18 protein-coding genes, 2 tRNA genes and 1 pseudogene are annotated in these 26,009 nt (G+C 42.7%); 11 read left to right on the forward strand and 10 right to left on the reverse strand.

Annotated features, from left to right (window positions below; translation table 11 throughout):
• Positions 1–77 precede the first annotated feature (77 nt).
• The gene (gene ansA / locus Q5H80_RS04370) at positions 78–1,094 is read right to left on the reverse strand and encodes an asparaginase (protein WP_304568954.1); all 1,017 of its coding nucleotides are present in this window, start codon (positions 1,092–1,094) and stop codon (positions 78–80) included.
• 118 nt (positions 1,095–1,212) lie between these two features.
• Entirely contained in the window at positions 1,213–3,063 is a 1,851-nt protein-coding gene (gene sppA / locus Q5H80_RS04375; RefSeq protein WP_304568955.1) for a signal peptide peptidase SppA, read from the reverse strand.
• A 544-nt stretch (positions 3,064–3,607) separates the two neighbouring features.
• Here sppA and Q5H80_RS04380 point away from each other — a divergent pair.
• The 3 genes from Q5H80_RS04380 (at position 3,608) to Q5H80_RS04390 (ending at position 8,454) form a co-directional block, all read left to right on the forward strand.
• Entirely contained in the window at positions 3,608–5,617 is a 2,010-nt protein-coding gene (locus Q5H80_RS04380; RefSeq protein WP_304568956.1) for an NADPH-dependent 2,4-dienoyl-CoA reductase, read from the forward strand.
• 199 nt (positions 5,618–5,816) lie between these two features.
• Entirely contained in the window at positions 5,817–6,365 is a 549-nt protein-coding gene (locus tag Q5H80_RS04385) for an NAD(P)H nitroreductase (RefSeq protein ID WP_304568957.1), read from the forward strand.
• Between the two features lie 115 nt (positions 6,366–6,480).
• Entirely contained in the window at positions 6,481–8,454 is a 1,974-nt protein-coding gene (locus Q5H80_RS04390) for a DNA topoisomerase III (protein ID WP_304568958.1), read from the forward strand.
• A gap of 136 nt (positions 8,455–8,590) precedes the next feature.
• Here Q5H80_RS04390 and Q5H80_RS04395 read toward each other — a convergent pair whose 3' ends face one another.
• On the reverse strand, positions 8,591–9,064 hold the full coding sequence (locus tag Q5H80_RS04395; RefSeq protein WP_304568959.1) for a hypothetical protein: 474 nt from the start codon (positions 9,062–9,064) through the stop codon (positions 8,591–8,593).
• Between the two features lie 216 nt (positions 9,065–9,280).
• Here Q5H80_RS04395 and Q5H80_RS04400 point away from each other — a divergent pair, with 216 nt between their 5' ends.
• Together Q5H80_RS04400 and Q5H80_RS04405 are read left to right on the forward strand one after the other, a co-directional pair.
• On the forward strand, positions 9,281–12,031 hold the full coding sequence (locus tag Q5H80_RS04400) for an ATP-binding protein (RefSeq protein WP_304568960.1): 2,751 nt from the start codon (positions 9,281–9,283) through the stop codon (positions 12,029–12,031).
• A gap of 27 nt (positions 12,032–12,058) precedes the next feature.
• Positions 12,059–12,325: pseudogene (locus tag Q5H80_RS04405) on the forward strand (DNA topoisomerase III); the annotation flags it as partial.
• Positions 12,326–12,364: 39 nt separating this feature from the next.
• Here Q5H80_RS04405 and Q5H80_RS04410 read toward each other — a convergent pair.
• Both Q5H80_RS04410 and Q5H80_RS04415 read right to left on the reverse strand, forming a co-directional pair.
• On the reverse strand, positions 12,365–13,366 hold the full coding sequence (locus Q5H80_RS04410) for a DUF3080 domain-containing protein (RefSeq protein ID WP_304568961.1): 1,002 nt from the start codon (positions 13,364–13,366) through the stop codon (positions 12,365–12,367).
• A 7-nt stretch (positions 13,367–13,373) separates the two neighbouring features.
• Positions 13,374–14,060, reverse strand: a complete 687-nt coding sequence (locus Q5H80_RS04415) for an SDR family oxidoreductase (RefSeq protein ID WP_304568962.1) — start codon at positions 14,058–14,060, stop codon at positions 13,374–13,376.
• Positions 14,061–14,321: 261 nt separating this feature from the next.
• Here Q5H80_RS04415 and Q5H80_RS04420 point away from each other — a divergent pair, with 261 nt between their 5' ends.
• Complete coding sequence (locus Q5H80_RS04420; protein ID WP_304568963.1) at positions 14,322–15,242, forward strand: histone deacetylase; 921 nt, start codon at positions 14,322–14,324, stop codon at positions 15,240–15,242.
• A gap of 65 nt (positions 15,243–15,307) precedes the next feature.
• On the opposite strand, the gene Q5H80_RS04425 is transcribed toward Q5H80_RS04420, so the two are convergent.
• Positions 15,308–15,398, reverse strand: a tRNA-Ser gene (locus Q5H80_RS04425).
• Positions 15,399–15,723: 325 nt separating this feature from the next.
• Between Q5H80_RS04425 and Q5H80_RS04430 the strand changes: the two genes are divergently transcribed.
• Both Q5H80_RS04430 and Q5H80_RS04435 read left to right on the forward strand, forming a co-directional pair.
• Positions 15,724–16,167, forward strand: coding sequence for an Rrf2 family transcriptional regulator (locus tag Q5H80_RS04430; RefSeq protein ID WP_304568964.1), 444 nt, complete (start codon positions 15,724–15,726; stop codon positions 16,165–16,167).
• A gap of 36 nt (positions 16,168–16,203) precedes the next feature.
• Positions 16,204–17,388, forward strand: coding sequence for an NnrS family protein (locus Q5H80_RS04435; RefSeq protein WP_369809714.1), 1,185 nt, complete (start codon positions 16,204–16,206; stop codon positions 17,386–17,388).
• A gap of 814 nt (positions 17,389–18,202) precedes the next feature.
• On the opposite strand, the gene Q5H80_RS04440 is transcribed toward Q5H80_RS04435, so the two are convergent.
• The 3 genes from Q5H80_RS04440 to Q5H80_RS04450 all read right to left on the reverse strand — a co-directional run bounded on the left by Q5H80_RS04440 (position 18,203) and on the right by Q5H80_RS04450 (position 20,483).
• Positions 18,203–18,293, reverse strand: a tRNA-Ser gene (locus Q5H80_RS04440).
• Positions 18,294–18,431: 138 nt separating this feature from the next.
• Positions 18,432–20,228, reverse strand: a complete 1,797-nt coding sequence (locus tag Q5H80_RS04445) for a DUF3413 domain-containing protein (RefSeq protein ID WP_304568966.1) — start codon at positions 20,226–20,228, stop codon at positions 18,432–18,434.
• A 27-nt stretch (positions 20,229–20,255) separates the two neighbouring features.
• A complete protein-coding gene (locus Q5H80_RS04450) occupies positions 20,256–20,483 on the reverse strand; it encodes a YejL family protein (protein WP_004734063.1) in 228 nt (75 codons plus the stop codon).
• 84 nt (positions 20,484–20,567) lie between these two features.
• Here Q5H80_RS04450 and yejK point away from each other — a divergent pair, with 84 nt between their 5' ends.
• From yejK to Q5H80_RS04465, 3 genes are all read left to right on the forward strand, one after another.
• Positions 20,568–21,572 carry a nucleoid-associated protein YejK gene (gene yejK / locus Q5H80_RS04455; RefSeq protein ID WP_009848690.1) on the forward strand — a complete coding sequence of 335 codons (1,005 nt, stop codon included), beginning with the start codon at positions 20,568–20,570 and terminating at the stop codon, positions 21,570–21,572.
• 96 nt (positions 21,573–21,668) lie between these two features.
• A complete protein-coding gene (locus Q5H80_RS04460) occupies positions 21,669–23,177 on the forward strand; it encodes an Hpt domain-containing protein (RefSeq protein ID WP_304568967.1) in 1,509 nt (502 codons plus the stop codon).
• Positions 23,178–23,253: 76 nt separating this feature from the next.
• On the forward strand, positions 23,254–24,432 hold the full coding sequence (locus tag Q5H80_RS04465; protein ID WP_304568968.1) for a chemotaxis protein: 1,179 nt from the start codon (positions 23,254–23,256) through the stop codon (positions 24,430–24,432).
• A gap of 98 nt (positions 24,433–24,530) precedes the next feature.
• On the opposite strand, the gene nhaC is transcribed toward Q5H80_RS04465, so the two are convergent.
• Positions 24,531–25,967: a Na+/H+ antiporter NhaC gene (gene nhaC / locus Q5H80_RS04470; RefSeq protein ID WP_304568969.1), complete on the reverse strand. Its 1,437-nt coding sequence runs from the start codon at positions 25,965–25,967 to the stop codon at positions 24,531–24,533.
• Positions 25,968–26,009: the final 42 nt, after the last annotated feature.

The raw sequence follows: 26,009 nt of genomic DNA on the forward strand, positions 1-26,009 counted from the left end.
TAATACGATTTAGTTCAGGTTTACGTGAGGGGCTTGATTAACGGTAAGCCCTCGGCTAAACGAATCGCTGGATTAGCTTATAAGCTCATCTCACCGCGTAACACTTGTTGCATTTGAGCCTTCACTTCTTCGTAGCTTAAATCTTGGCTCAATAGATAATGTAATTTCGCCAGTGCCGCTTCTGGTGTCATATCGTAACCACTGATAACGCCCGATTCTGCTAGTGCACAACCCGTCGCGTAACCACCCATGTTGACTTTGCCTGCCAAACACTGGGTTAGGTTCACTACAATCACACCTCGTTCTGAGGCATCTTTTAAGTGTTGAAGTAGTTCTTGATTTTGCGGTGCGTTACCAACACCAAAAGTAAGCAGAATCATTGCATTTACAGGCTGTAGTAGCGTGTTGCGAATCACCTCATGCGAGATTCCTGGGTACATTGTAATTACACCGATGGGTTGTGGAGTAATGTTATGAACCTTAAAAGCACCTTCAGGTTGTTCGTTTACCTTAACGTTATTGCTGATCTGGATATTGATACCCGCTTCTAGCAATGGAGTTAGGTTTGGAGAGGTAAACGCATTGAAGCCATCTGCGTGTGATTTTGTGCTGCGGTTACCGCGCATCAACTTGTTGTTGAAGAACAGTGTCACTTCGTTGATCGGGTAGTTCGCCGCAATGTGCAGAGCATTTAACAGGTTTGCTTGTCCGTCTGAACGTAACTCTGCCAATGGGATCTGAGAGCCCGTAACAATCACAGGTTTGCCGAGGTTTTCTAACATGAATGACAGAGCTGAGGCGGTGTAAGCCATAGTGTCTGTACCGTGCAGGATAACGAAACCATCGTACTTATCGTAGTTCGCGCGAATATCATCAGCGATAGTCTGCCAATCAAGTGGCGTCATATCTGAAGAGTCCATCAATGGAGAGTATTCATGAATGGTGTACTCAGGCATTTCTGGGCGATGGAATTCAGGCATGCCAGTTAGCTGCTTATCCATAAAACCTGCGACAGGGACATAGCCGTGGTCCAAAGACTTCTGCATGCCAATTGTGCCGCCGGTATACGCGATATAGATGTGTTTTCTTTCCATGGCGATTAATACTTAGTGTGATATAGGGAACAGGGGGGCGATTATAGCGAATTATCATGCAATAAAAAGAGGCGCCTCACACAGAGGCGCCTCTTGATAACAAAGCGTTGAGCTTAATTTATTGAACTTGGCAGTTTAAGCAAAAAGCGTATCGGCCTTGTGGGTCGTTAAAGTTGCCTAACAGCTGGCTATCTTGAGCTAACTGCTGAGTAACAGGTTGTAAACTGCTTGGAATCATTGATTGAATATCTAAGCCTATCGACATCTGAACTTGATTCATAAATTCTTGAATAAATTGTTCAGTCGTTGAAAGTGGTTCTTCTACCCAGTAGATGTTGTAGGTTTCAAGCTCTGCAAGTGAAGCCGCTGCTGCAATCGCATCATCAAAATCACCAATTTCATCGACTAGACCTTTTTGGATTGCATCTTGACCTGTCCATACTCGGCCTTGAGCGATCTTGTCGACAGCATCGACTTCCAAGCCGCGATTTTCTCCAACTAGGCTGATGAATCGGCGGTAACCATTTTCAATGCCCATTTGGAACGCATCTTTCGCGCCGTCGCTAAGCCCAGTCGTAATACCAAGACCAGAGAAAGGTGACGTACCAACTCCATCAGTGTAAACACCAATATCGTTCAACCCTTTTTCGAAGGTTGTGATAACACTAAAGATACCAATCGAACCAGTTAAGGTCGTTGGTTGAGCCAAGATCTTGTCCGCACCCATCGAGATCCAGTAACCACCCGAAGCGGCAAGGCTAGACATAGATACAACAACCGGCTTGCCCGCTTGCTTGATCGCTTCTATTTCATTGCGAATCACTTCTGAAGCAAATGCGCTACCACCTGGGCTGTCTACACGAAGTACAACAGCTTTTACTTTGTCGTCGTTGCGCGCTTGGCGAAGTAGTGCTGCTGTGGTATCACCACCAACGGTGCCACGTGGCTGCATACCATCCATAATTGCTCCGCTAGCAACAATTACAGCAACATCGTGCGATTCACTTGTTAGGTCAGGAAGCATAGTTGTACGGTACTCGTAGTAACCAAACGCGTTATAGCTGTCTTGACCATCACTGCCGAATACGTCAGCAAGCTCTAGTCGTACTTGCTGGCGAGTTGCTAGTTCGTCAACTAAACCAAGCTTCTCTGCCAGTTTTGCGATATCGCCATCAACCGACTCAAGGTCTTTTAAGAAAGTGTCCATGCTTGGGTTCAAGGTTTTAGCATCGATCTGGCGGTTGTTGCTTACGTCATCAACGTATGCACCCCACAGTTGACCTAACCAACGAGAAGCTGACTCTTTCGCTGCATCTGACATGTCGTCACGAATGAAAGGCTCGATAGCTGACTTATAGGTACCAACACGGAACACGTGAGTGTTGACGTCTAGCTTCTCTAATAACGTTTTGTAGTAAAGCGAATAGGCACTGTAGCCTTTAAGCAGCACGCCGCCGTCTGGCGATAAGAAGACTTTAGTTGCGTAGCTGGCTAGGTAGTATTGGCTTTGGTTATAAAAGTCACCCACCGCATAAATTGGTTTGCCAGTTGCTTTGAACTCGTTGAGTGCTTTAGCAATGTAGCGAAGCTTGGTTAGATTGGTTTCTGGCAGTTCTTTGAGTGCTAAAACAATACCAGTAACCTTATCATCGTCTTTGGCATAGCGAATCGTTTCAACAATATCAAAAAGGACGTTCTCTTTTGGAAGGTCTTTGCCAAGCAGTGAACCCGTGACCGAATCCATCGGGTTGATATAGCGACTTTGTTCTACGATAGGACCAGACAGGTTCAGTACTAAAGCTGATTCCTGTGGAACTGTCGGCAGAGCTGTGTCTGAGTGGAAGTATACAAAGTAGATGATGGCGATACTGAGTAAAAAGACTAGGTTAACCAGTGCAAGACGCACAAACGTGATGAGCTTCCAAATCCCTTTAAAGATCATGCCTATAAATTTGAATATTTTTTTCATTCTGTCTCCGCAGTGAGATTACGTCGCTTTAACAAGCTGTAGTACCATTAATCTCAATAATATGAACTGCTTAATATCCTACGATAATTCCCAAACTCAAACTACACCAACAATTGTTAATCGATATATATTCTCATTAAGTGTAGACAGAATAGGGGCTTTTGACCTTTCGTGGTTAAGTTTTGTTCGAGATAAAATAGTTTTAGGCGCGGCGAAGAGTATGTAGCCTAGTCATTCTAAGCAAATATTCTTCAACAAAGCATAAAACGATTTTAGCCGAACCCTTCGGGCAGCCCTTGTGGTTCATTTCTACTGCGTTATCGGCTTTTCATGTAGGCCTGCTACACGTCAAAGCCTCTTCCTTGTATAAATTTCCCACAAGATGCTGCAAAACCCAGCTCGAAAGGTCAACAGCCCCTAGGACTTTTGAACGACTAATACGCTCTGCACTATGATCGGTGTTACAAAAATGTAAACGGTTGTTTGAACTTTTGGTGGTTGAGTTATATTGTGGTCAGACCACAAGGATATAATAATAGAAGTGATGTCTGCCATGTACCCACATTTACTCGAACCACTCGATCTTGGATTTACTCAGTTACGTAACCGTGTATTGATGGGATCAATGCACACGGGTTTAGAAGAAAATAAAGAAGGCCTCCACAAGCTTGCCGCGTTTTATGAAGAGCGAGCAAAAGGAGGCGTTGGCCTTATTGTTACCGGTGGTTTCTCTCCTAATTTACGTGGCAGATTGACCCCATTTAGTGCTGAGTTCAGTAAAGTTAAGCACGCAAAAGCTCACCAAGTTGTTACCGAGGCCGTGCATAAGCATGGCGGTAAAATTGCCCTTCAGTTGCTACATGCTGGCCGTTATGCAATGCATCCATTCGCGCAAAGTGCTTCGGGCATCAAAGCGCCAATCGCTAAGTTTGCACCGAGTGAGATGAGCCCTCGTCAAATTAAAAAGACCATCGGTGCTTTTGCCAACAGTGCTGAACTAGCTCAGGTTGCTGGCTATGACGGTATTGAGATTATGGGCTCAGAAGGCTACTTGATTAACCAATTCATCTGTAAGCGCACCAACATGCGTTATGACGAATGGGGCGGTTCTTATGAGAAGCGTATGCGTTTCCCGCTAGAGATCGTTAAATCAATTCGCGAAGCGGTGGGTAAAGATTTCATCATTATTTTCCGCTTATCGATGCTGGATTTGGTTGAGCAAGGCAGCACATTCGAAGATGTTGTACTTTTGGCTCAGAAGCTAGAAGAAGCGGGCGTGACCATTATTAATACCGGTATTGGTTGGCATGAAGCTCGTGTCCCGACTATCGCGACACAAGTTCCAAGAGGCGCGTTCTCTTGGGTGACGGAAAAGGTGAAGCCTTATGTGTCGATCCCAGTGGTGACATGTAACAGAATCAACACGCCAGAAGAGGCCGAACGTATCCTCAGTTCAGGACAGGCCGACATGGTATCAATGGCTCGTCCATTCTTGGCAGACCCTGACTTTGTTAATAAAGCCGCTCAAGACCAAGCGCAGTTCATTAACACCTGTATCGGTTGCAACCAAGCGTGTCTTGATAACGTATTCAAAGGCAAACGAGCGAGCTGCTTGGTGAACCCTCGCGCTTGTTACGAAACTGAAATTGTTGTGCAACCAGCTCAAGCAACCAAAACCATTGCCGTCGTCGGTGCTGGGCCAGCAGGTTTAGCTTGTGCAACAACGTTGGCACAGCGTGGGCATAAGGTTGATCTGATAGAGAAAAATGACCGTATCGGCGGTCAGTTTAGACTGGCAATGCAGATCCCAGGCAAAGAAGAATTTAGAGAAACGATCCGTTACTTTGCCAACCAAATCGATGCATCGGGCGTGAACCTGAAACTGGATACTGAAGCAACGTTTGAGATGCTGCTGAAGTACGATGAAGTTGTGATGGCGGCAGGTGTAGAGCCAAGAAAGCTGAATATTGAAGGCATCGATCACGAGAATGTGGTTGATTATCAAACCTTGATTCGTGAAAAGACACCAGTCGGCGAAAAGGTTGCGATTGTTGGTGCTGGTGGTATTGGTATTGATGTGGCAACCATGTTGACAGAGCCGACTTCTCACAGCTTGGACGACTGGCTGCATGAGTGGGGCATTGATAAGAACATGGAACATCCGGGTGGGCTTTATCCTTACCCTGATTCGTTCAGTGATAAAACAGTTTGGGTGATGCAGCGTAAAGCGGGGCGTGTCGGTAAAGGGCCGGGTAAAACCACAGGTTGGATCCATAAACGTACATTAGAAAAGCGTGGTGTGAACTTACTTGGTGGCGTGAGCTACAACAAGATTGACGACCAAGGTCTACATATCAGTGTGGGTAAGAAAGATCAGGTCCTCGATGCCGATTCCGTTATCGTGTGTGCGGGGCAGGTTTCAGTTCGTCCATTCGAAGACATGTGGCAAGAGTTTGGTGGCAAACTGCACGTGATAGGCGGTGCTGATTATGCGGGTGAATTGGATGCAGTACGCGCGATTCGTCAAGGTGTTGAGTTAGCGATTAAGCTCTAACAACAAACAGAATACACCCGTTCATAAACTTGAACGAAACTTGTAAATAAGGCTCCTAAGTCATAGATTTAGGAGCCTTTATTGTTTCCTGTATTGTTTGAACTATTGTGTCAATTGGACAGCCGTTGAGATTTATTATCGTTTGTATTCTGTGCTACAGTTCAATCATATAAACAATAAAAATTAGTAAGGACTTCAAATGGATGCTTTGGATCTATTGCTCAACAGACGCTCAATCGCAAAACTCTCTGATCCGGCACCCGAAGGTGTGGCGTTAGAAAACATCATCAAAGCGGGTTTACGAGCTCCAGACCATGGAGCATTGACACCGTGGCGCTTTGTTATCGCACAAGGCTCAGGGTTACAGAAGCTCTCTGATATTTTGGTTCGTGCGGCACAAGCTGACGAAAGTGAAGAAGTGGTCATTGAGAAAGTTAAAAAAGCGCCGTTCCGAGCTCCAATGGTGATCACTATCATCGCCAAGGTAACTGAGCACGAAAAAGTGCCTGCGTTCGAACAACATCTGTCTGCGGGTTGCGCTGCGCAAGCAATGCAAATGGCCGCAGTTGCACAAGGCTTCCAAGGTTTTTGGCGTTCAGGTAAATGGATGTTCCACCCTGAAGTGCACCAAGCTTTCGGCCTAGAAGGCGACGATGAAATTGTTGGCTTCCTGTATTTAGGCACGCCGGGCTGTACGCCAATGAAAGCGCCAGAACGTGACTTCTCAAAGTTCGTCGAGTTCTTGTAAAGAAAGCTGAAGCTTGAATAGTGGAATGCTAACTGTATAAACAACCAGTTTTCCTTGATTTCTAGGAGCCACATTAGATAATGTGGCTCTAATTGTTTGTAGCATCTGGAAAAACATGTCTCGCCTTATTATTGCTGAAAAACCAAGCCTCGGCCGCGCGATCGCCGCTGCACTACCGAATCCACAGAAGAAAGACCAAGGGTTTATCAAATGTGGCAATGGGGATGTGGTGACTTGGTGTATTGGACACTTATTGGAGCAGGTTGAGCCAGACGCCTATGACGACCGCTATAAGAAGTGGAACTTAGCCGATCTTCCTATTGTTCCAGAGCAATGGCAGTTGAGACCGCGTAAGACTTCAAGCAAGCAGCTCACGGTGATCCGAAAGCTATTGAAGGACGCGACCCAAATTGTCCATGCAGGAGACCCAGATAGAGAAGGACAGTTGCTGGTTGATGAAGTGATCGACTACTGCAAGGTATCCAAGGCCAAGAAAGAGTCGATGGACAGGTTGCTGATCAGCGATTTGAACTTGCCAGCGGTAAAGCGTGCGCTCTCTCAAATGCGCAGTAACCGCGATTTTATTCCACTTTCTATTTCGGCTTTAGCACGCTCTAGAGCCGATTGGCTGTATGGCATGAACATGACCCGAGCTTACACCTTGCTTGGTCAAAAGGCGGGCTACCAAGGCGTATTGTCGGTAGGACGAGTACAAACCCCTGTACTTGGTTTGGTGGTGAGACGTGATGAAGAGATCGAAAACTTCATTCCTAAAGATTACTTCACTCTGCATGCGCTGATCCCTTATCAAAATAACGGCCAGAGCTTTGATATTCGCGCGCGTTGGAAACCAAGCGAAGCATGTAAACCATGGCAAGATGAAGAAGGCCGCGTGCTCAATCGCAAGTTGGTTGAGAACGTGGCTCAGCGAATTGCGAATCAACCTGCAACCGTGACGGAATCTGAGCAAAAGCAAAGCAAGCAAGCGGCGCCACTGCCTTACTCGCTGTCAGCTTTGCAGATTGATGCGTCTAAGCGTTTTGGCATGAGCGCTCAACAGGTGTTAGATACGTGTCAGTCGTTGTACGAGAAACACAAACTCATCACTTACCCACGTTCTGATAGCCGTTACTTACCTAAAGATCACTACTCACAAAGAGAGTCGGTCGTGGATGCTATCGCTAATAATGCGAAAGAGCTGCAAAGTGGTGCGCAAGGCGCGGATCTTTCTCTTAAATCCAAAGCATGGAACGACAGCAAGGTCGATGCTCACCACGCGATAATTCCTACTCCGAAAAAATCATCGGTGAACGGCCTGTCTGCCAACGAGATGAAAATCTATCAGCAAATCGCTCGCCAGTATCTAATGCAGTTCTACCCACCTGCTATTTTTGCCGATGCCAAGCTTGTGTTTGATATCGCTGGTGGCGTGTTCATCGCAAAAGGGCGCCAACTTATTAATCCAGGTTGGAAGGTGTTGATGGGTAAAACGGACACAGAAGAGAAAGGCGATGGCACAGATACGGTTCCTCCATTGGATAAAGGAACGGTGCTAACGTGTCGCGAAGGCGTTATTGGCGATAAGAAAACCGAGCCACCAAAACACTTTACCGAAGCGACCTTGCTACAAGCGATGACGGGTATTGCACGCTTTGTGGCAAATAAAGACCTCAAAGCTATTTTGAAAGAGACCGATGGTCTTGGAACAGAGGCGACTCGTGCGGGTATTCTCGATACTCTATTTAAAAGGCAGCTGCTAACGCGCCAAGGCAAGAGTATTCATAGTAGTCCTGCAGGCAGAGGCTTGATTCATGCTCTACCTGAGGATTCTACCTTTCCAGACATGACGGCACATTGGGAACATCAGCTGCAAGGTATGGCTGAACGAAACCAAGCGTATCAACCCTTCATGCAAGAATTAGAAAGTAAGATCGACGGCTTGATGGGCAAGGTAAAAACGGGTGAAGTCCCTGAGTCTCTGCGTCATCTTCCTAAAGTCGAAAGACCTGCCTTTAAACGCCGCAAAGGTGGTGGTGCGAAGTCTTATGCCAAGAAAGGTACCTATGCTAAGAAAGGCGCTAAAAGTTGATTGGCTTAAAAATCAAAAGCCTTTGTATTTATAGGGGCCATTAATCGATCACAGAACTGAAATGGCTCATTTCAGTATTTAACATGTTTGAGCTAATTCTGAATTAGCCTTATACGACCTTGTTTATATCCATAATCTATGAGATTAATCTACTAATTAAAAAGGATATCTCAGCCAAAGAAAAAGTAGCAATTATAATTATTAACAATAAAGTGAAAACAAACCATGTTTCTTGCCAGACTAGAAAATTAGAAAGTTTCGGATTCTCTCTTTGGAAACTTCCTCCAAATTTGTTTAACAATTTAACTTCATCTTTTCTATAACCAAACCATGAGAATATATTTGATACTGTTATCAATAATAAAATACTAGAAGTAGCAAAGATAAAAATAAGAGACAGTTTAAGCACCAGGGTGGCGATTGGTAATGAAATTACATCCGGTTGTTTAAGGTGCGTACTGAATACAGCAAAAACTAAAGAAAAAATACCAATAACTATTTTTACTAACAAGCTAACGTTTGAATTAATTTGGCTATCAAGGTGTTTTTGCTTGTCTTGGATAAATTTATACCGCTCTACGACAAGTTCTTTTGTGAGATCTTCTAGCATTTTTTTCCTTAGCTAACTATATGAATATCAAGTATATCATTGAGCAAGATCTTTGCATAATCTGACTGGTAAGATAAGATACAGTGATCACTGAAATGTTTAAAGGTATTTAATCGTCCCTGACGAGTTATCGTCAAGAGCTAGCGAAGCTTTACACAATCTGAATAAAAGCCACGTAAGGCTTAAAGTGTTTTCATGTCTATGGTGTAATTTATAATGAAACTGAGTTTACCTCGAAAATTTAAAAATATTGTAGAACAAAATAGTGCTATAAATGGTGCGCTGTTGACCCTTATCGATAAGTTTTCTGACTGGATAGGAACTAATCAAACCGAGTTTTTTCCTGAATATACAGATCATGGGACCGAGCATATTCAAAATGTTCTTAATACAATGGAAGAGATTGTTACTAAGGAATCATTCGAATTACTGACACCTGAAGATATATATGTAATTTCCTCGGCCGCTTTACTTCATGATTGCGCAATGCATATCAACAAAGCTGGGTTGTGGGATCTTATCAGCAACGATGTATACAATGGTGTAGTTCTTGGCTTTACTCGTGAGGATGATTGGCTGTCACGGTGGAAGAAGTTTTGCGTTGATGTTAAAAAGTTTGATGAAACAGACTTTATCAAGTTTTTTGGTAAGGATATTCCTGTTGAGTTACCTTCAATAAATACAGAGTCTTTTAGTGACCATCAAAAAATATTAATTGGAGATTTTGTTAGACAATATCATGCTTGTATTGCTCAAATTATTGCTACTCATGGTATTCCGTCGAAATCTGGGCCTTACGAGATATTCGATAGTTCATTTAAGTATTTAAATGAACTATCTGGTCTGGTTGCAAGAAGTCATAACCATAGTTTAAGGCAAGTAGTAGATTTGTTGGATTCGAGAAAAAGAGAGTATAGGAATACTCACCCTACATTTCTAATGGGTATTTTAAGAATTGCGGATTACTTACAATTCAAATCAGATCGCACGCCAAAAATTCTATTCGATACGATTGCTTTCTGTAGCCCAGTGTCTGTAAATGAATGGAAAAAACATCTATCTATTATTTCCACTAATACAATGCACCCGGACGATGAATTATTATTTGTAGAAGCTTATCCTGAAGACGCTAAAACACTTGGCGGTGTTAAACATCTATTAAAAGGGCTTCAAAGTGAATTAGATGAATTTTGGGCTGTAAATGGTGAAGTTTACAGTCGCTACCAACTAATTAACCGGTTTGGCGTTATTTTTCGTAGAGTTAGATCTAACATAGACGATGCTCGAGATTATGTGGAAAAAAACTATAAATCTTATCACCCTGAGATATTGTCAATCATAGCTGATGATCAAAAACTATTTCCACTTCTGATTAAACCTCTATATGGGAATTATCCTCGAGTAGGGTTACGTGAGCTATTGCAAAACGCTATAGATGCCTGCAATGAACGTTATTGTCTAGACGAAGGTCACCAAGCTAATGATAAATCTGTTCCTTATAAGGTTAGCATTACTCTTAATTACGAAAATAATACTCTTGTTATTAAAGATGAAGGGACAGGGATGGATGTTGAAGTAATCAAAGACTACTTCCTAAAAATTGGTTCCTCATACAGAACATCTGAAAGTTGGAAATCTGATTTTTGCTCAGATGATGGTGTGCTTGTTCCAAGAACTGGAAAGTTCGGAATTGGAATGTTAGCCGGATTTCTGATTGGAGACAAAATTGAAATTCAGACAAAAAAACATGATTGTAACAATGCCAAGTCTATTAACTTTTCTTATAGTTTAGATTCAAATGAAATCGAATTAATTTTTAAAGACAATTACGATGTTGGTACTACTATAATAGTTCATACTAATAAAGAAAAATTAGATGATATTTGTAGTGGATTGCATTTAAATAATAGGAGATTTCGACACTGGATATCTAAAGATAGTGAGCCATTTTCCTCATGGTGGTATTATTTGGATACACCAGAAGTCGTTGTTAATCAGTTGGATGGGATACGTTCGGAAGTATTTCATAATGATAAAATCATATCAAAAAACTCTCTTTCTTCTGATTGGAATGAGGTGGTTGATACTAGCTTAGATGGTCTCTATTGGCGATTGAATGGAGGTTTTCCTCATTTATATTGCAATGGAATAATTATTCAAGGTGAAAAAACCCCATATATATTACTTTCATATGGTCTTGATAAAATAGAAATTAGATCATTGGAAATTTGTGTATTTGATAACAATGGAACGTTCCCTTTAAGCCTTACTCGAGATCATCTAGTTAGCGATGACTTTTTTGAATTTGAAAAATTAAAATCGAGCGTATTGAAAAAATTAATAGGTGTTTTAAGGAATAGCTTGAAAGATTATATATTCAATAAGAATTATATTATTTCAGTAATTGAATCATTTCCTCTTAATTTTAATGAAAAGTTATTTCCTATTGTTTTTTCAGAAAAAAAGGCGATCCCTTTTGGTAGTTGCGAACTAACCAATATGAGAGAATTCGTTTTAATCGACTTTGTTACTGTAACTCAAAATCGAGGAGTTATTTTTGAAGAAAAATTTGAAGAATTATTGAATGGCATGTCTTATGCTTGTTTCTATAATGTAGACAAGCAAACAGGTATTATAGAAAAATCAATATCATCTTTTATTATGGATAATGTAAGTAAAAATATTGATGAGGAATTAGAATCATATCTTTTTATAAAGAGTTTTGACCTTAATAAATTGAGACAAAGCTATATTGATGATATGAAAAGATATCATGTTGATATTATATCATATAATGATGAATGGAGTATCGTGACTCACCATAATTACAAAGACCGAGTTCCATTAGATGCCTATAACATTATGGATGCTAACAAGAGTAAAAATAAATATTTTATGTTTGTTCTCTATAATGCTGTAAAAGGATGTGAAAATGAGTTTTCAAGGTTATATGAAATGAGAGTTTAATTCCTTATCTAAGGATTTAAACTGTCAGATATGACCGCTCACTGGGAGCATCAGTTACAAGGTATGGCTGAATGAAACCAAGCGTATCAGCCCTTCATGCAAGAATTAGAAAGCAAGATCGACGGCTTGATGGGCAAGGTCAAAACGGGTGAAGTCCCTGAATCTTTGCGTCATCTTCCTAAAGTCGAAAGACCGGCTTTTAAACGTCGTAAAGGCGGTGGTGCGAAGTCTTATGCCAACAAAGGTACGTATACCAAGAAAGGGACGTATGCTAAGAAGGGCACTAAAAGCTAGGTACTGAGAACAAACCGCTGTTTATTGGCGATACTGGAATTAACGTCCGACCTTGCGTCCGCAGCGCTTAAACAGCTGTTGCCAATAGTCGACATGGCGGCGAGTGGATGATCGAAAGGCTTGATGCGCATCTTTGATGGGAAAGTAATAACTGTGTAGCTCAGGCTGTGCGTCAAACATAGCAAGTTGGGGGGCTAGGTGCTGATAGTAGCCATCCAATTGGGCCATGTAAGGCTGAACCTTGTCAATATACTGTTGTTCGAACACATTGTTGAGATAGCGAAACTTAGTCGTGTCTCGTTGCTTCCCACAGATGATGTTGGCGTCAAAAGTAGTCAGCTGCTGGGTGATGGTATCAAGCTCTGCCGAAGCACTAGATAGTGAGTAGTACAAATCCCCAAGCGTCGAACTCTTCTCTAATCCTTCTTGAACCTCAGTAGTCTTGCCGGAAACGAGCGGTGTGTTTAACGCTTGATTTATGTGCTCTAGCGCGTCACTTGTCTGTCGAACTTGATCGCCAATATCAGCACGTAACCACTGGCTACCACGCATTTGCGACTGCATAGCTTCACTGGCATAGATGAGATTCCATTGGTGCAGTGGAAATTGTGCGAGTTTCTGTTGCTCGATTTCTCTGAGTAATTCTACGATCTCTGGTTCTAATTCGTTATTAGATAAACAATGACCAACACCTTCCAGTAAAGCGACTTGATAATCGTAATTTCTGAACTCGTCGGCGACTTTCCCAAGTACAGAGTTTCTTTCTGCAATCAGGTTGAATAATCCACATTGCCGAAGTTGATAACTGTCTATGAGCCCGATAGAGAGCGAAGGAACTTCAATAAACAGTTCTCGCTTTCTCGGTAAGCTTTCGAGCTCCCAGTCTTGTTGTATCTCGTCAGCATCTTGCACGTTGGCGATTTTGGTCTGATAGTCGTCGAAATAGTTCAGTGGGCTGTCATCGAAACATCCAGTGAGCACCATTGTTAGACACAACAGTGTTGAACGTACGAGTAAGCTTGAGATCACGCGACGAACCATGTGACGGCTACCAGTCTATTTCGCTACCATCGAAATTAAAGAAGTGACCACTCACTTCAGTATTCGATGACTCTATTACAGTCACAAGGCCTTGAGCCGAAGTCTCTGTATCAATAAGAGCATTAGGTCCGCCCATTTCGGTCTGTACCCAGCCTGGATGCAGAGCTAATACCGTAAAGCCATTATCGGTCAAGTCGTTGCTTAAACTCTTCACAACTGAGTTCAGAGCCGCTTTAGAGGAACGATAGATGTAGCCTCCGCCTGATGTGTTTTCAGACATGCTCCCGACTCTAGATGAAAGGCACGCGATCTTTTTTATTGGGCTTTTTGCTAGCAGAGGCAGTAAGGATTCAATGAGCTTGAGAGGAGCGATGGTGTTGGTTTCGAAAACACGACGCCACTCTTCGACATCGGTATTACCCAGACCGTAACCTTTAGGGCCATAGTAGCCAGCGTTGTTGATCAAGATATCAATCGACTCTATTTGCGAGGGGAGTTGTTCTACTACTTGATAATCGGTTATTTCTAATTGAATGCAGGTCAGGTTGCTACTGTGCTCTGCGAGTGAGAGCAGTTCTGTTGCTGAAGAGACGTCACGGTAAGTTGCGTACACCTTGTGATTACCTTTCAAGTATTGTTGAGTCAGACTTAAGCCAATGCCGCGGTTCGCTCCAGTAATAAAAATAACGCTCATGGTGATCCCTTTTCAGTTCAATTAGTTAAGTTTGATGGCTTAACACGAGAAAATCAACGGTCCACCAACTGGCCATTAACATTCCTACAAAAATCATTACTGCAGCCATCGAGCCACAGATCACACCACAGATGAGTATTACGTTTTTCATTGTTGCCTCAGGAATTAATTAAAGGTAATGATAACTATTATCATTAATTAGGGTTGTCGCCAAGTCTGAGACTGTTATGATTTTGAGAAAGATACGCAATTTACTTGATTATGATTCCTTTAATTTACCACCCAATCTATTCGCAGTTACCTTTACCACAAGGTCATCGCTACCCAATCAACAAATATCAGTTGTTACACAGTGCTGTTGAGGCGCTAATGGATAGCGATCCACAATGGGGTAATGCATTCGAAATGTTCCAGCCAATGCCTGTTTCGATAGAACAAGTAAAGCAGGTGCACGATGGTGAATATGTCGATTTGCTGGTTTCTGGAAATTTGCCTGCAGCAAAAATGAGACGTATCGGTTTTCCGTGGAGCGAACAGCTTATAGAAAGAACACTCTATTCAAGTGGTGGAACCTGCTTGGCCGCTGAAATGGCAGTAGAGAGTGGTTTAGCGATTCATTTGAGTGGTGGTTATCATCACGCACACCATGATTTTGGTAGCGGCTTTTGTTTGTTGAATGATCTGGTTTTGGCGGCTAAGCATGCGCTGACCTTTGAACATATCGATAAAGTGTTGATCGTCGATAGTGATGTTCACCATGGCGATGGCACAGCGACTCTTTGCAAAGAGAATGACGACATTATTACTTTGTCGTTTCACTGCGACAAAAATTTTCCTGCACGAAAACCACTGTCTGATTTAGATGTGCCGTTAAGCCGTGAAACTAAAGATGAGGAGTTTTTGCGTTGTTTTGAACAAGTCACTAAGCTGGCGATCGCACACCATCAACCTGATCTGATTATTTATGATGCGGGGATCGATATCCATCAAGACGATGAACTGGGTTATTTGAATGTCTCGACACAAGGGATATTTGAGCGCGACTGTTTGATGATTGAATTAGCGGAATCAGAGTCTATTCCGATGGCATGTGTAGTCGGTGGTGGGTACCGCACTCAACATCAAGATTTGGTGCCGATTCACATGCAGTTATTGAAGGCCGCATTTACTGTCAGCAGTTGAGTGGTGAGCTTGTGTGATCTCCAGATACAAAAAAGCCGCTGATTTCTCAGCGGCTTTCTTTAATGTGGTGGAGGGATAGGGATTTGAACCCTAGAACCGCTATTAACGGTTGCCGGTTTTCAAGACCGGTGCTTTCGACCACTCAGCCATCCCTCCAGTGCCGCGAATAATATAGGGGTGTGATTCGCTTGTAAATACCCTTATCAACTGACTGCTTTTTTTATGAACAAGTTTGTGTGTTTTTATATTGTCAGAGTGAAAATATATCGAAAAACGCTTCTGATCGCTTCGACTTAGAGGATTAGATCTCGTTTGAGAAAGGAAGATGGAGAAAGGATCTAATACAACAGTTGTGGGCAACGTAATTAATATCGGGGCCTTAGTTTATTGGTGTGTAGCCACCATTCCTCATTAGGTTAACTTGCCTTTATTGTCTATAAGATTCATAATAAATACATCTTATAGAGTGAAATATCCCAACATGCATATCACACGTTACACTGATTATTCCCTACGCGTTCTGATCTATTTAGCGATCAACAACCAATCTCTTAGCACCATTGGCGACATTGCTAACAGTTATGGCATTTCTAAAAACCATTTAATGAAGATCGTTCAGCAACTCAACCTCAAAGGGCACTTGATCGCCACAAGAGGCAAAAATGGTGGTTTGAAACTCAGTTGCCATCCAAGTCAGATCAACATAGGTACGTTAGTTCGAGAGTTAGAAGACAAGCGTAACTTGGTTGAGTGTTTTGGCGAGGATAATAGGTGTGTTATTACACCAAATTGCCAATTGAAAACAATCTTTGCTGAAGCTCAAGAGTGTTTTTTCAAATGCTTAGACGCTTATAGCTTGCAAGATCTCCTCGGCGAAGGGCACAGTTACAAACTAGGGCAACTTTTGGCGGTTGACGTTATTTAAGTAAGCAAGTTTTGTTTACTCACTAGGTTTACGATGATGAAAGATTTAAATCAATCCCCTAACAATGGCGTTTCAATGACGGCATTTTTTGAGCTCGCGTTTCGACCGTTTTTTTTGTTTGCATCACTTTTTAGCATTGCAGCTCTAGTTGGTTGGGCCGCGTTTTGGAATGGTAGCGCAACTCTGAATGTTTATGGCGGAGCAATGTGGTGGCATATTCATGAAATGTTATTTGGCTTTGCAGCCACTGTCGTGGTTGGTTTTTTACTAACGGCCGTACAAAACTGGACGGGTGTCCGTAGTATTAACGGACGCGGGTTAATGATACTTCTGGCTATCTGGCTGTGTGCGAGAATAGCCATGTTCCTACCTAATCTGTTTAGCCCTTGGTTGGTGGCTGGGCTCGATTTACTGTTTTTGCCTATCGCTGTCATTTATCTTGCTCACAATATTGTCAGTGTGAAACTTTGGCGAAATCTATTGTTCGTTCCCATTTTGCTGCTAATGACTTTTGCCAATGCGGCGATGCACTATGGTGTTCTATTTCAGCAGCCAATCTTAATTTCACAAGCTAGCACAAGTATGGTGCTGTTGGTGACTCTAGTAATGTGCATTATGGGTGGACGAGTCTTTCCTATGTTTACCGCGAATGGCACACAGACACCACGAACCCCTGCATTACCATGGCTTGAAAAACTGAGTATTGTGAGCACTATTTTCGCCGTTGTGTTGAGCTTCAAGATAGTTCCAGTTCCACAAGATATCGTTGCTACCGTGTTTATTGTCAGTGGCTTGGCAAATGCGGTTAGGGCAGTGAGGTGGAAAATATGGGTAGCTCTTAAGACCCCTCTTGTGTGGTCTTTACACTTAAGCTATTGGGCAATTTCGTTAGGGTTGGTCTTATATGGTGCTTCGATCATTTCGCCATTGGTCACACAATCACAAGCGATTCATGCCTTAACCGTTGGTGGAATGGGAGTGATGATCTTATCAATGATCTCACGTGTGTCTTTAGGGCATACCGGTCGAACTATTGCGATTGGTAAAATAATGACTGCGGCGTTAATCGCCATTGTTTTTGCCTTTATTGTTCGAGTGTTTGGTGGATACCTTATAGATAATATTGTCTCTATCATCACCTTATCCAGTGCCCTGTGGGTTGTCGCGTACAGTTGCTTCGTTGTGTTGTACTTACCAATTTTAATAAAACCAAGGGCTTAAATACCTCAAAACACCAAGCAGCCAATTTGGCTAATATTAAAGTTGCATTTAAAATGCATCTTTAATATTATGACCTTAATGAGTTACTTAAATACAATCAAAGAGAGCATAATTATGAGCTGTTGTGGCGGATGTGGTGGTTCAAACCACGAAGAAAAAGCAAATGAAGCTGAACAAAAAAAACAGGCAGAGCAGCAAGAGACTAAGCAAGAAAACGCTTAATTAGATCTGCACTCAAGCCAAATTTAAAAATCCAGAGACTTCGATGAAGCCTCTGGATTTTTTTATCGTTATGTATTCACAATGAGAACCTGAAGAAACCTGGGACACTATTCCAATAAACATACCCCAATTCTTCAAGTTACTTGGTTATACCAATCACAGTAAGTAAGTGATCAAAATTAGCGTAGGGAAAAGGCTTGAGAACAAGGCAGAATTTTTCGATAAGTAGTTATTCTACAATCAAAAATTCTAACGCAGTTATCGAGCGTTTTAGCAAGCTAGGGTGACCAGTTATTTACTACGATTGGTATTATGCATTGGTGGCGTAGGTCTACATGTTTATTGGCAGGGATGTTTTGTTGCAACAGTGACGTCGAATTTCGATGGGTTATAAGAGGAATGAGTCAGGTACCTATGCCATATGTTTAAATACAACAGAGCGGTAATAGGCTTGAAGTTGCCGTGAGAAACAGGCTTAAATCAGATTCCGATAATTAAGGACTTTGACTTGTTGACTAACTGACTCTTAGATTCGATTAACTTTACGCTAGATGCAAAAAAGCCGCTGATTTCTCAGCGGCTTTCTTAAATGTGGTGGAGGGATAGGGATTTGAACCCTAGAACCGCTATTAACGGTTGCCGGTTTTCAAGACCGGTGCTTTCGACCACTCAGCCATCCCTCCAGTGGCGTGAATAATATAAGGGGCAGAGGATCTTGTAAACCCTTAATTTTCATAATTTTGTTTTGTTGCTTGTTTTCTAATCATTCACGGCAATAAAAAAGGGAAGCCATTGGCTTCCCTTTTCTTTTTGATGATCATTTAGTCATTTTTGGTATAGAACCGTTGTAACTCAGTAAGGCCTTGCATCAACACTGGCAAGCGAGGGCTTACATCTTTCAGACGTTTGTAATTCTGATCGTACAATTTGTAGTTACCAAACTTATCTAACACCGTCGTTTGTTGGTCAGTAACAAGAGCAAGTTCACGTGAGTCTCCTGCAAGAATCCATTTTCTTCTACGCTCATCAAACAGGCTACGTCCACTACTGAAATCTGTAGGGTTCGAAGATACACCTAATAGCTCTTGCATTAGCGTGACTGACACATCTAGGTGACTAGAACGGTGAGTATATTCAGATGCTGACTTACCTGGCCATTTGATGAACAGAGGCACTTGTAGTTGGTAGCGACTGTAATTGGAGTTTGCGCCCCAACTGTTGGTTTTCGTCTCGTTAAATTCAGTACCGTGGTTAGAGGTAACGATAACCACAGTGTTCTCTTGAATATCTAAGCGATCCAACTCTGCGAAGATTTTCGCCAACTGAACATCAGCCGCTTGAGTCGATTTTTGGTAGTCTGCAGTAAAACGTTCAGCGGTAGTCAACGTTACATCTGTTTCGTAACTAGAGAAGTTATCGAGCGTTGTTAGTTCAATAAAGTTAAACCAAGGGCTTTTTGCTTGTGGTGATTGAACCCATTCAGACCAAGCTTGTATTGCGCTTTGGTCATCGTCTGTTGCTTGCTCTGGGAGTACATCACGGCCTCGGAAGATGACTTCCGGGTAAAGGGCGTCGTCAAAGTCATCACCGCTAAAAGCGGCAAGTGTATAATTGTGATGATCTAGCACATCGAGCAGTACTGCGCTCGAACCTTGTGCTTTGATGCTGCTTGCGTAGCTGCTAGGAAGGCCATAGAACAATCCGAAAATACCAAACATGTCGTTACTTGAACTGTAGTGATTGGTGAAGTTGATCGATTGTTGTGCATAGGCATAGCTGCTTGGCATCGCAGTGCTATTGAGTGCATCAGCGCGAAGATTATTCACACTCACAAGTAGAATATTAAGATCAGCACTGCGGCGGTTGTATTGAATTTTTTCTAGCGGGTAGCTAACTAAGTTTACGTTCTCTTGGTTCGCTTCTAAACGCTGTAAATACTCTTCACGGTCTAATAGACCATGCTTTTCCATAAAGCTTTTTGCTGTCATAGGGTAAGACAGTGGGAAATTCGCTTTCTGGCTTGTAATTGGGTTGTAGAAATACGCATCAGCCCACATGTAGGTCAAGTGGCTGCTGATGAAACACAAGAAGAAGACGGCAGTAATAGGACGGCCAATGTGTTTATGAGACAGTTTACGTTGCTTACGCCAAACCCACTCAGACAGGCCTAGCTGCAATAAGAAGATTAGTGGCATTACAATGAAGAGGTGCTGCAAATCAGAAGTGAGTGCAGACTCCTCTCCACTGAATAAAACCTCCCACACGACAGGTGTCAGGTGGAGGTTTATATTTTGATACGTTTGAGTATCAATCAGTAGGACAGTTAAACCTATGGTTGCGAAGATAACGGCAACCAAACGTAATAACTTCCTCGACGGAAGAATAAAAGTGAGTGGGAACAGCACTAATAGATAGAGCGCGAACACCAAAAATCCAAAATGACCAACCCATGATGCAGCCAAATAGAATTGACCCAATAGGGTTTCTGGCCAAGCAGATTGAGTAATATAACGAGTACCAATCAACATCGCAGCAATGATGTTGAAAAATGCAAACCAGTGGCCCCAACCTACCAGTCGAGATACACGATCGCTATATGAGTTTGCGCTGTCTACCATTTATAATTCTTTTTCCGTCAATCAAACTTAGTGAGACTTTTTATCTTCAAGAGAAGAAATTAAAGCTTCGGCAAATTTTTCAGCAATTCCTTTGCGTTGTGAAGCAGCAACGTTCTGATTTAAGACATTGGTTGCGATATTTCCAGCGATCATCAATGAAAGCTCAGGTGAAGCTTTGTGCTTAGTCAGTACAGCACCTACTTCAGCTAGGATTTTTTCAACTTGATCATCTGTGTATTTAGATATAATCGGCATAAGGACTCTAATAATGATAGTAAAAGCGGCTTATGATAACCTACTATGCACAACAACTGAAACCTGAACGGTAATATTTTCACTATGAGCCTTCACCTTTCCAACGTAATTTTACACCAGCTAAGCAAGAACGATCAGGAAGAGCTGATTGTTAACTATCGTGCTGAATCTCTAGAAAACGATACTGCATCTGAAAACCTAGTCGCTGAACTTCACCGAGTTTTTAATTCAAAAGCAGGTAAAGGATTTGGTTCTTTCAAATCCGACAGCGAATTCCAGCAGTCGTTGCATGAATTTCGAGCTGGAGAACAAAGTTTTTATGATTTCTCTCAAAAAAGTGCGCTACGTCTAAAAGATGAGCTTTCAAAGTATCCTTTTGCTGATGAAGGCACTTTGGTACTGGCTGAATATCAATCACTGGCGACAGACTACCTTTTCATTGGGCTACTGCCTTCTAATCAAAGTTTGAAAGTGACCGAAGGGCTAGATATTAGTGCGACGGATTACCTTGATATCTCGAAGATGGATATTGTTGCGCGCCTTGATCTTTCAACATACGACACAGACAAAGAGTCAAACCGTTACCTTACTTATATTAAAGGGCGCGTTGGTCGTAAAGTCGCTGACTTCTTCTTAGACTTCCTTCAAGCAGAAGTAGGCTTGGATGCTAAGCAGCAAAACCAAGTATTGATGCAAGCGGTAGAAGACTTTGTTTCTGACTCTAAGTTAGAGAAAGAAGAAGCGATCAGCTATAAAAAACAAGTTGCGGATTACTGTAACGAACAGCTTAAAGCGGGTGATGAAGTTCAAGTTCGTGAACTTTCTGGAGAATTGCCAGCAAGCACTGATGGTACAAGCTTCTTTGACTATACTAGTGAGCAAGGCTACGAGTTAGAAGACAGCTTCCCAGCAGACCGCGCAACTATGCGTAAACTAACAAAATTTGTTGGTGCTGGTGGCGGTTTGAATGTTAGTTTTGATAGTCTGCTTTTAGGTGAGCGTATCTTCTATGATCCAGAGACAGACACGCTAACCATTAAAGGGACGCCACCGAACTTACGTGATCAACTGACTCGCAATAAGTCATAGTCCGAAGTTATTAGGTAGTAAGCGACAGCAGGTTGTTGTCGCTTGTTTATGTTTAGCAACATAATGGTTTAGAGTTCGCATGAACAAGGAATATCGATGGAACAATCAGTAATAAAGCCCAATCGCTTTAAAAGACCAGCAACTTTTTTGGTTGCACTCTTGGCTCTGTGGCTACTTCCTTCACTGGCTCTCCTTAATCTAAGCCGTTCTTACTCTCACTCGCTCGCTCAAATTGAAGAGCTCGGTATTCGTGTTAATGAACTGAGGCAATCGCTTTATTTCTCTGAGCCGCTGCGAGTCTCTCGTATTAATGATCTAGCACTCGATGCTCAGTTGGTTTATTCGATCCGACTGCAGATTGAATCTGATTTCCAACACGCCTTGTTTCGCCCTGATGTGAACCAACTGCTTTACGTTGCCGATCAATTTTTAGAAAAATTTGATGAATTCATTCCGATAGAAAGTCAGGTGCAAGATATCGTCGATAACATCAAAGTGTTGCGCACAGATAGTGAACTTTCCCCTAAGTTAAAACCGCTACTCAACGAATTTGGTGTCGTCGTTTTTGAAGCGATGTATTCCGATAACCAAAGTTCATCAGCGACTTATCGCGCCTTTGATTCCATTCTTGAAAAGTCTTATTCATTAAAGACCGAAGAGCAAGATGCACTCCAACAATTACTGGCTGATGCTTCAGCATTGTTGAGTGATTACGCTCAGCTCAATTATTTAGTCGATAAAATCAAGAAGAATTCAGTAAACGACCAGATCATTAAACTTGAAGATGAGTTCCATGGGCGTCAGTACACCTTATTATTGGTCATGCTAGGTTTAAGCTTAATGGCAATGATTGCGTTAGTGTTGTGGAGCGTTAGACCTTCCAAATTCATTAAAGAAGCAAGGATAGAACTTAGACCGGAACCAGTCATCGATTCAAATCAGGAAGATGCTCTCTCTACTTCCAGCAAAGATACGTCTTCTCGTAACAATACGCCTTCTCACAGCGATATTGCTTCTTCCGCGGTGACGCCACCAAGTCACCCCCCATCAGTATTAGATATTACGCCAGCGAGTCAACATTCTGATATCCAAGCTCAGCAGAGTGTTTGTGCGACAAGCCCGCAAGCTATTTCACAAGAACCGACTTCACAAGAACCTATTCCACAAGTTCCGGTTCAGCAAAACTCTATTCAGCAACCCCCAACTCAGCGAACACCAGAACAGGTGCAAGAGCCAGAGAAGCACATTGCCAGTGTGACGGATTCAAAGCCAGCGATTGATATTGAAGAGATGCTAGAGACTCTCGATGGCGATACCGAGTCTGTTGAATTGTTGCTAGGGGTCTTTGTCGAAGATCACGCAGATGACTACACCAGATTCAAATCTCTGCTCACCAAGGATGAAACCTCTGCTGCTCGCATTGTGCACAGCTTAAAAGGTGTGGCTGGCAGCATTAAAGCGTCTCGGCTAGCGATCATTGCAGCGACTATTGAAATGACAATGAAGCAGTCCAGAGCCATTAGCGAGCACGATTTAGCCGAACTAGAGATGGCGATAAAAGCCTCTGTAGATTCTGCTCATGACTATTTAAATACCCAACGTTAACTTTTACAGGTTTTTTGACAATACTCTGACGAAGCGCTCATACAATCCGCGCCCTTAGTCTTTGTCAGAGGTTTATATGTCACGAGTTTCGAGTCGAAATTGGATAGTGTTGGTGCTTAGCATTGTGCTAAGTGGTTGTTCTATCTTGGAAGTTAAGCTAGATAGTCAAACGACGCCTCTTACTCAGCAAGAGTTACAGGCTCGGATCATGACGCGTGAATACGCCAAGATGTTTTTTACACGAGTAGAAGACTCGGCCGATCTCATTGCGCTATCTTACCCTGCTGATGATACCTTACATCAATCTTATGTGTTGCTTTGGAAGATCCATGCAGAGCAGGGCTTACAACAAGCGGCGTACCAAACTTCCCCAATGTCAGCATTAATTGACTCATGGGTTTTCACAGCCCAAATGAATCAGTTTTATAGCCAAGGCGATGGCGCGGATCTGTTCGTGACGGATGATGCGGTAGAGACTGCTCGTTCTCTTGACCATGAAGCAGAGAAACTGGCAAAGGGTGTATTGAGCTCGAGTGATTTCAAGAACAGCAAAGCGTTCGTCGCAGAGTTTGCCGCGAGCAATCCTTTTAAAGATCTTACCTTCAGAAGCACACCCGCTTACCGTGAATGGCTAAGTTACCTTGGTAAAGACGAATCTCGAATCGTTCAAAGCCTAGGTACCATGCCGGAGGCGATGGGCGATGCATCAGACCGCTTAAGCCTAATGGCTGACCAAACGCCGAAATTGATGACGTGGAAAGCCGAGTTGGTGGCGATGAATAGCTCGCTAACGGGTGAAAATCTATCGATGACGCTGGAAAGCCTTCGTCAAACATCAGCAAGCATGCAGGACTTCATTGAGAATAACCCTGAGTACATGCAAACATTGGCTTCTATTATGTCGACAGAAATGCAGCCTTTACTCAACGACCTGAGTGATAAGACAGATCAAAAATTGGAGATGCTCACTGAAGAACGTGTGGCGTTAGAAAAAATGGTGACACGAGAGAGAGAAGCTCTGGTCGCGATGATTACGAAAGAGCGTATTGAAATTGCAGGCATTGTGACTTCTGAAAGGGAACTGTTTACACAAGATCTTGATCGCGTCTCTCAAGAGGTAGTGGTACTCGCAATTGATAAACTGATGGAGTTAATCAAAGGTGTGATTATTTACTTCATCCTGTTTATTTTGGTGGTGTTCTTTGCACCCCTAGGCATAGGTTATTGGTTGGGCAAGCGAACCATACATAAATGAACAAATAGACAAATCAGCAGATAAGAAAAGAGCGCCCTGGGCGCTCTTTTTGCATTTATATCATCAACATTTTTGTGCTTACGCACTAAAGCATTAGCTTAAGCTTGTTGCTTGCTCAGCTCAGCCACTTCTTCAGATTCAAGCGCTGGTGCTGTTGGTTCACATTTATCAACGAACCAACCCATGTAAGACGTTACGATAGTCACGAGGATGCAGATGAAGCTCAACCACATGAACGGAGCGTAAGAGAGCGTTGCGACACCAAGAATACTCGCCATGTAGATGCCGTTGTCGCTCCAAGGAACCATGCCTGAAGTTAACGTGCCACCGAACTCAGCGTTACGAGATAGATTTTTACGTTGATAACCTAAACGGTCGTAGTTTTTCGCACAGATTTTTGGCGTTAGGATTAACGATACGTACATTGCAGAACCGAATACGTTACCCATGAAGGCCGTGCCGATCGTGCTTGTTGCTAGAGAACCTGCGCTATTTACTCGGCGCTCGAACACCTTAGCAATCGTCTCTAGTACGCCCACTTTATCCAGTAAGCCACCAAAACCTAAACCAAACACAATCACTGCTACCGAACCAAGCATTGAAGACATGCCACCACGGTTAAGAATCGAGTCAATAAACTCTACGCCAGATGAAATAGAGAACGGTGCCCAAGCAGTATTGAATGCCGTTAAGAAATCGATATCTTGGATCATGACTGCCCAGATAATACCTAGCAGAGAACCGAAGCTGATTACCGGGAATGAAGGCATGCGGAAAGCCAACAGACCAAGCACGATCAGTACTGGGACAAATGAGTAAGGTGTGATGTAGAACTGAACTTCCATTGCTTTGATGACAGAATCTACTTGGCTCATATCGACGTTACCTGCGTAGTGGAAACCAAACGCAGTAAACATGATGCCAGTAATCACGTAGCTGATTAACGCAACTGGAAGCATGCCCTTGATGTGTTCAACCACTTCAACACCAGACATTGAAGAAGCCAATATCACTGAATCAGAAAGTGGAGACATCTTGTCGCCGAAGTAACAGCCTGACAGTACAGCACCTGCAGTAATTGGTGCAGGAACACCTAGGCCTTGGCCAATACCCATCATCGCAATACCTGCTGTACCTGCAGCTCCCCAAGAAGTACCAGTAGCCAACGCAGTTAGAGAACAGATAATCATGGTCGCTAAAAGGAAGATAGAAGGGTGGATAGCTTTCAGACCATAGTAAATGATAGTAGGTACGATCCCGCCTGAGATCCATGTACCAACAAGAGCGCCAACGGCTAAAAGTATTAAAACCGCGCCTAAGCCATTGGATATTCCTTTGAGTGCCGCTTTTTCTAAGTCTTTGTATTCGTGGCCAAGGCGAATACCGAGAACCATGATAATGAACCAACCAATATACAGGGCAAGTTGAATAGGAAGGTCAAGCTTTGCTGTAAAGGAAAAAGCAAGGGATAGAAATAATCCTAACGCGATGAATACCTGCAATAGGTTCGGTAGGCGAGTTTTACTCTGCTTCATAAAAGCCTCTTGTGATTTCGAGCATTTATAGTGCTTCGTTAT

It is taken from the genome of Vibrio sp. SNU_ST1 (genome assembly GCF_030563405.1).
Taxonomy (GTDB): Bacteria; Pseudomonadota; Gammaproteobacteria; order Enterobacterales; family Vibrionaceae; genus Vibrio.

Coding starts and splice junctions, on each gene's coding strand:
- Q5H80_RS04460 (WP_304568967.1), top strand. CDS start 21,669: ATGGAACAATCAGTAATAAAGCCCAATCGCTTTAAAAGACCAGCAACT.
- sppA (WP_304568955.1), bottom strand. CDS start 3,063: ATGAAAAAAATATTCAAATTTATAGGCATGATCTTTAAAGGGATTTGG.
- Q5H80_RS04380 (WP_304568956.1), top strand. CDS start 3,608: ATGTCTGCCATGTACCCACATTTACTCGAACCACTCGATCTTGGATTT.
- Q5H80_RS04390 (WP_304568958.1), top strand. CDS start 6,481: ATGTCTCGCCTTATTATTGCTGAAAAACCAAGCCTCGGCCGCGCGATC.
- nhaC (WP_304568969.1), bottom strand. CDS start 25,967: ATGAAGCAGAGTAAAACTCGCCTACCGAACCTATTGCAGGTATTCATC.
- Q5H80_RS04445 (WP_304568966.1), bottom strand. CDS start 20,228: ATGGTAGACAGCGCAAACTCATATAGCGATCGTGTATCTCGACTGGTA.
- Q5H80_RS04400 (WP_304568960.1), top strand. CDS start 9,281: ATGAAACTGAGTTTACCTCGAAAATTTAAAAATATTGTAGAACAAAAT.
- Q5H80_RS04430 (WP_304568964.1), top strand. CDS start 15,724: ATGCATATCACACGTTACACTGATTATTCCCTACGCGTTCTGATCTAT.
- ansA (WP_304568954.1), bottom strand. CDS start 1,094: ATGGAAAGAAAACACATCTATATCGCGTATACCGGCGGCACAATTGGC.
- Q5H80_RS04420 (WP_304568963.1), top strand. CDS start 14,322: ATGATTCCTTTAATTTACCACCCAATCTATTCGCAGTTACCTTTACCA.
- yejK (WP_009848690.1), top strand. CDS start 20,568: ATGAGCCTTCACCTTTCCAACGTAATTTTACACCAGCTAAGCAAGAAC.
- Q5H80_RS04415 (WP_304568962.1), bottom strand. CDS start 14,060: ATGAGCGTTATTTTTATTACTGGAGCGAACCGCGGCATTGGCTTAAGT.
- Q5H80_RS04450 (WP_004734063.1), bottom strand. CDS start 20,483: ATGCCGATTATATCTAAATACACAGATGATCAAGTTGAAAAAATCCTA.
- Q5H80_RS04395 (WP_304568959.1), bottom strand. CDS start 9,064: ATGCTAGAAGATCTCACAAAAGAACTTGTCGTAGAGCGGTATAAATTT.
- Q5H80_RS04410 (WP_304568961.1), bottom strand. CDS start 13,366: ATGGTTCGTCGCGTGATCTCAAGCTTACTCGTACGTTCAACACTGTTG.
- Q5H80_RS04385 (WP_304568957.1), top strand. CDS start 5,817: ATGGATGCTTTGGATCTATTGCTCAACAGACGCTCAATCGCAAAACTC.
- Q5H80_RS04465 (WP_304568968.1), top strand. CDS start 23,254: ATGTCACGAGTTTCGAGTCGAAATTGGATAGTGTTGGTGCTTAGCATT.
- Q5H80_RS04435 (WP_369809714.1), top strand. CDS start 16,204: ATGAAAGATTTAAATCAATCCCCTAACAATGGCGTTTCAATGACGGCA.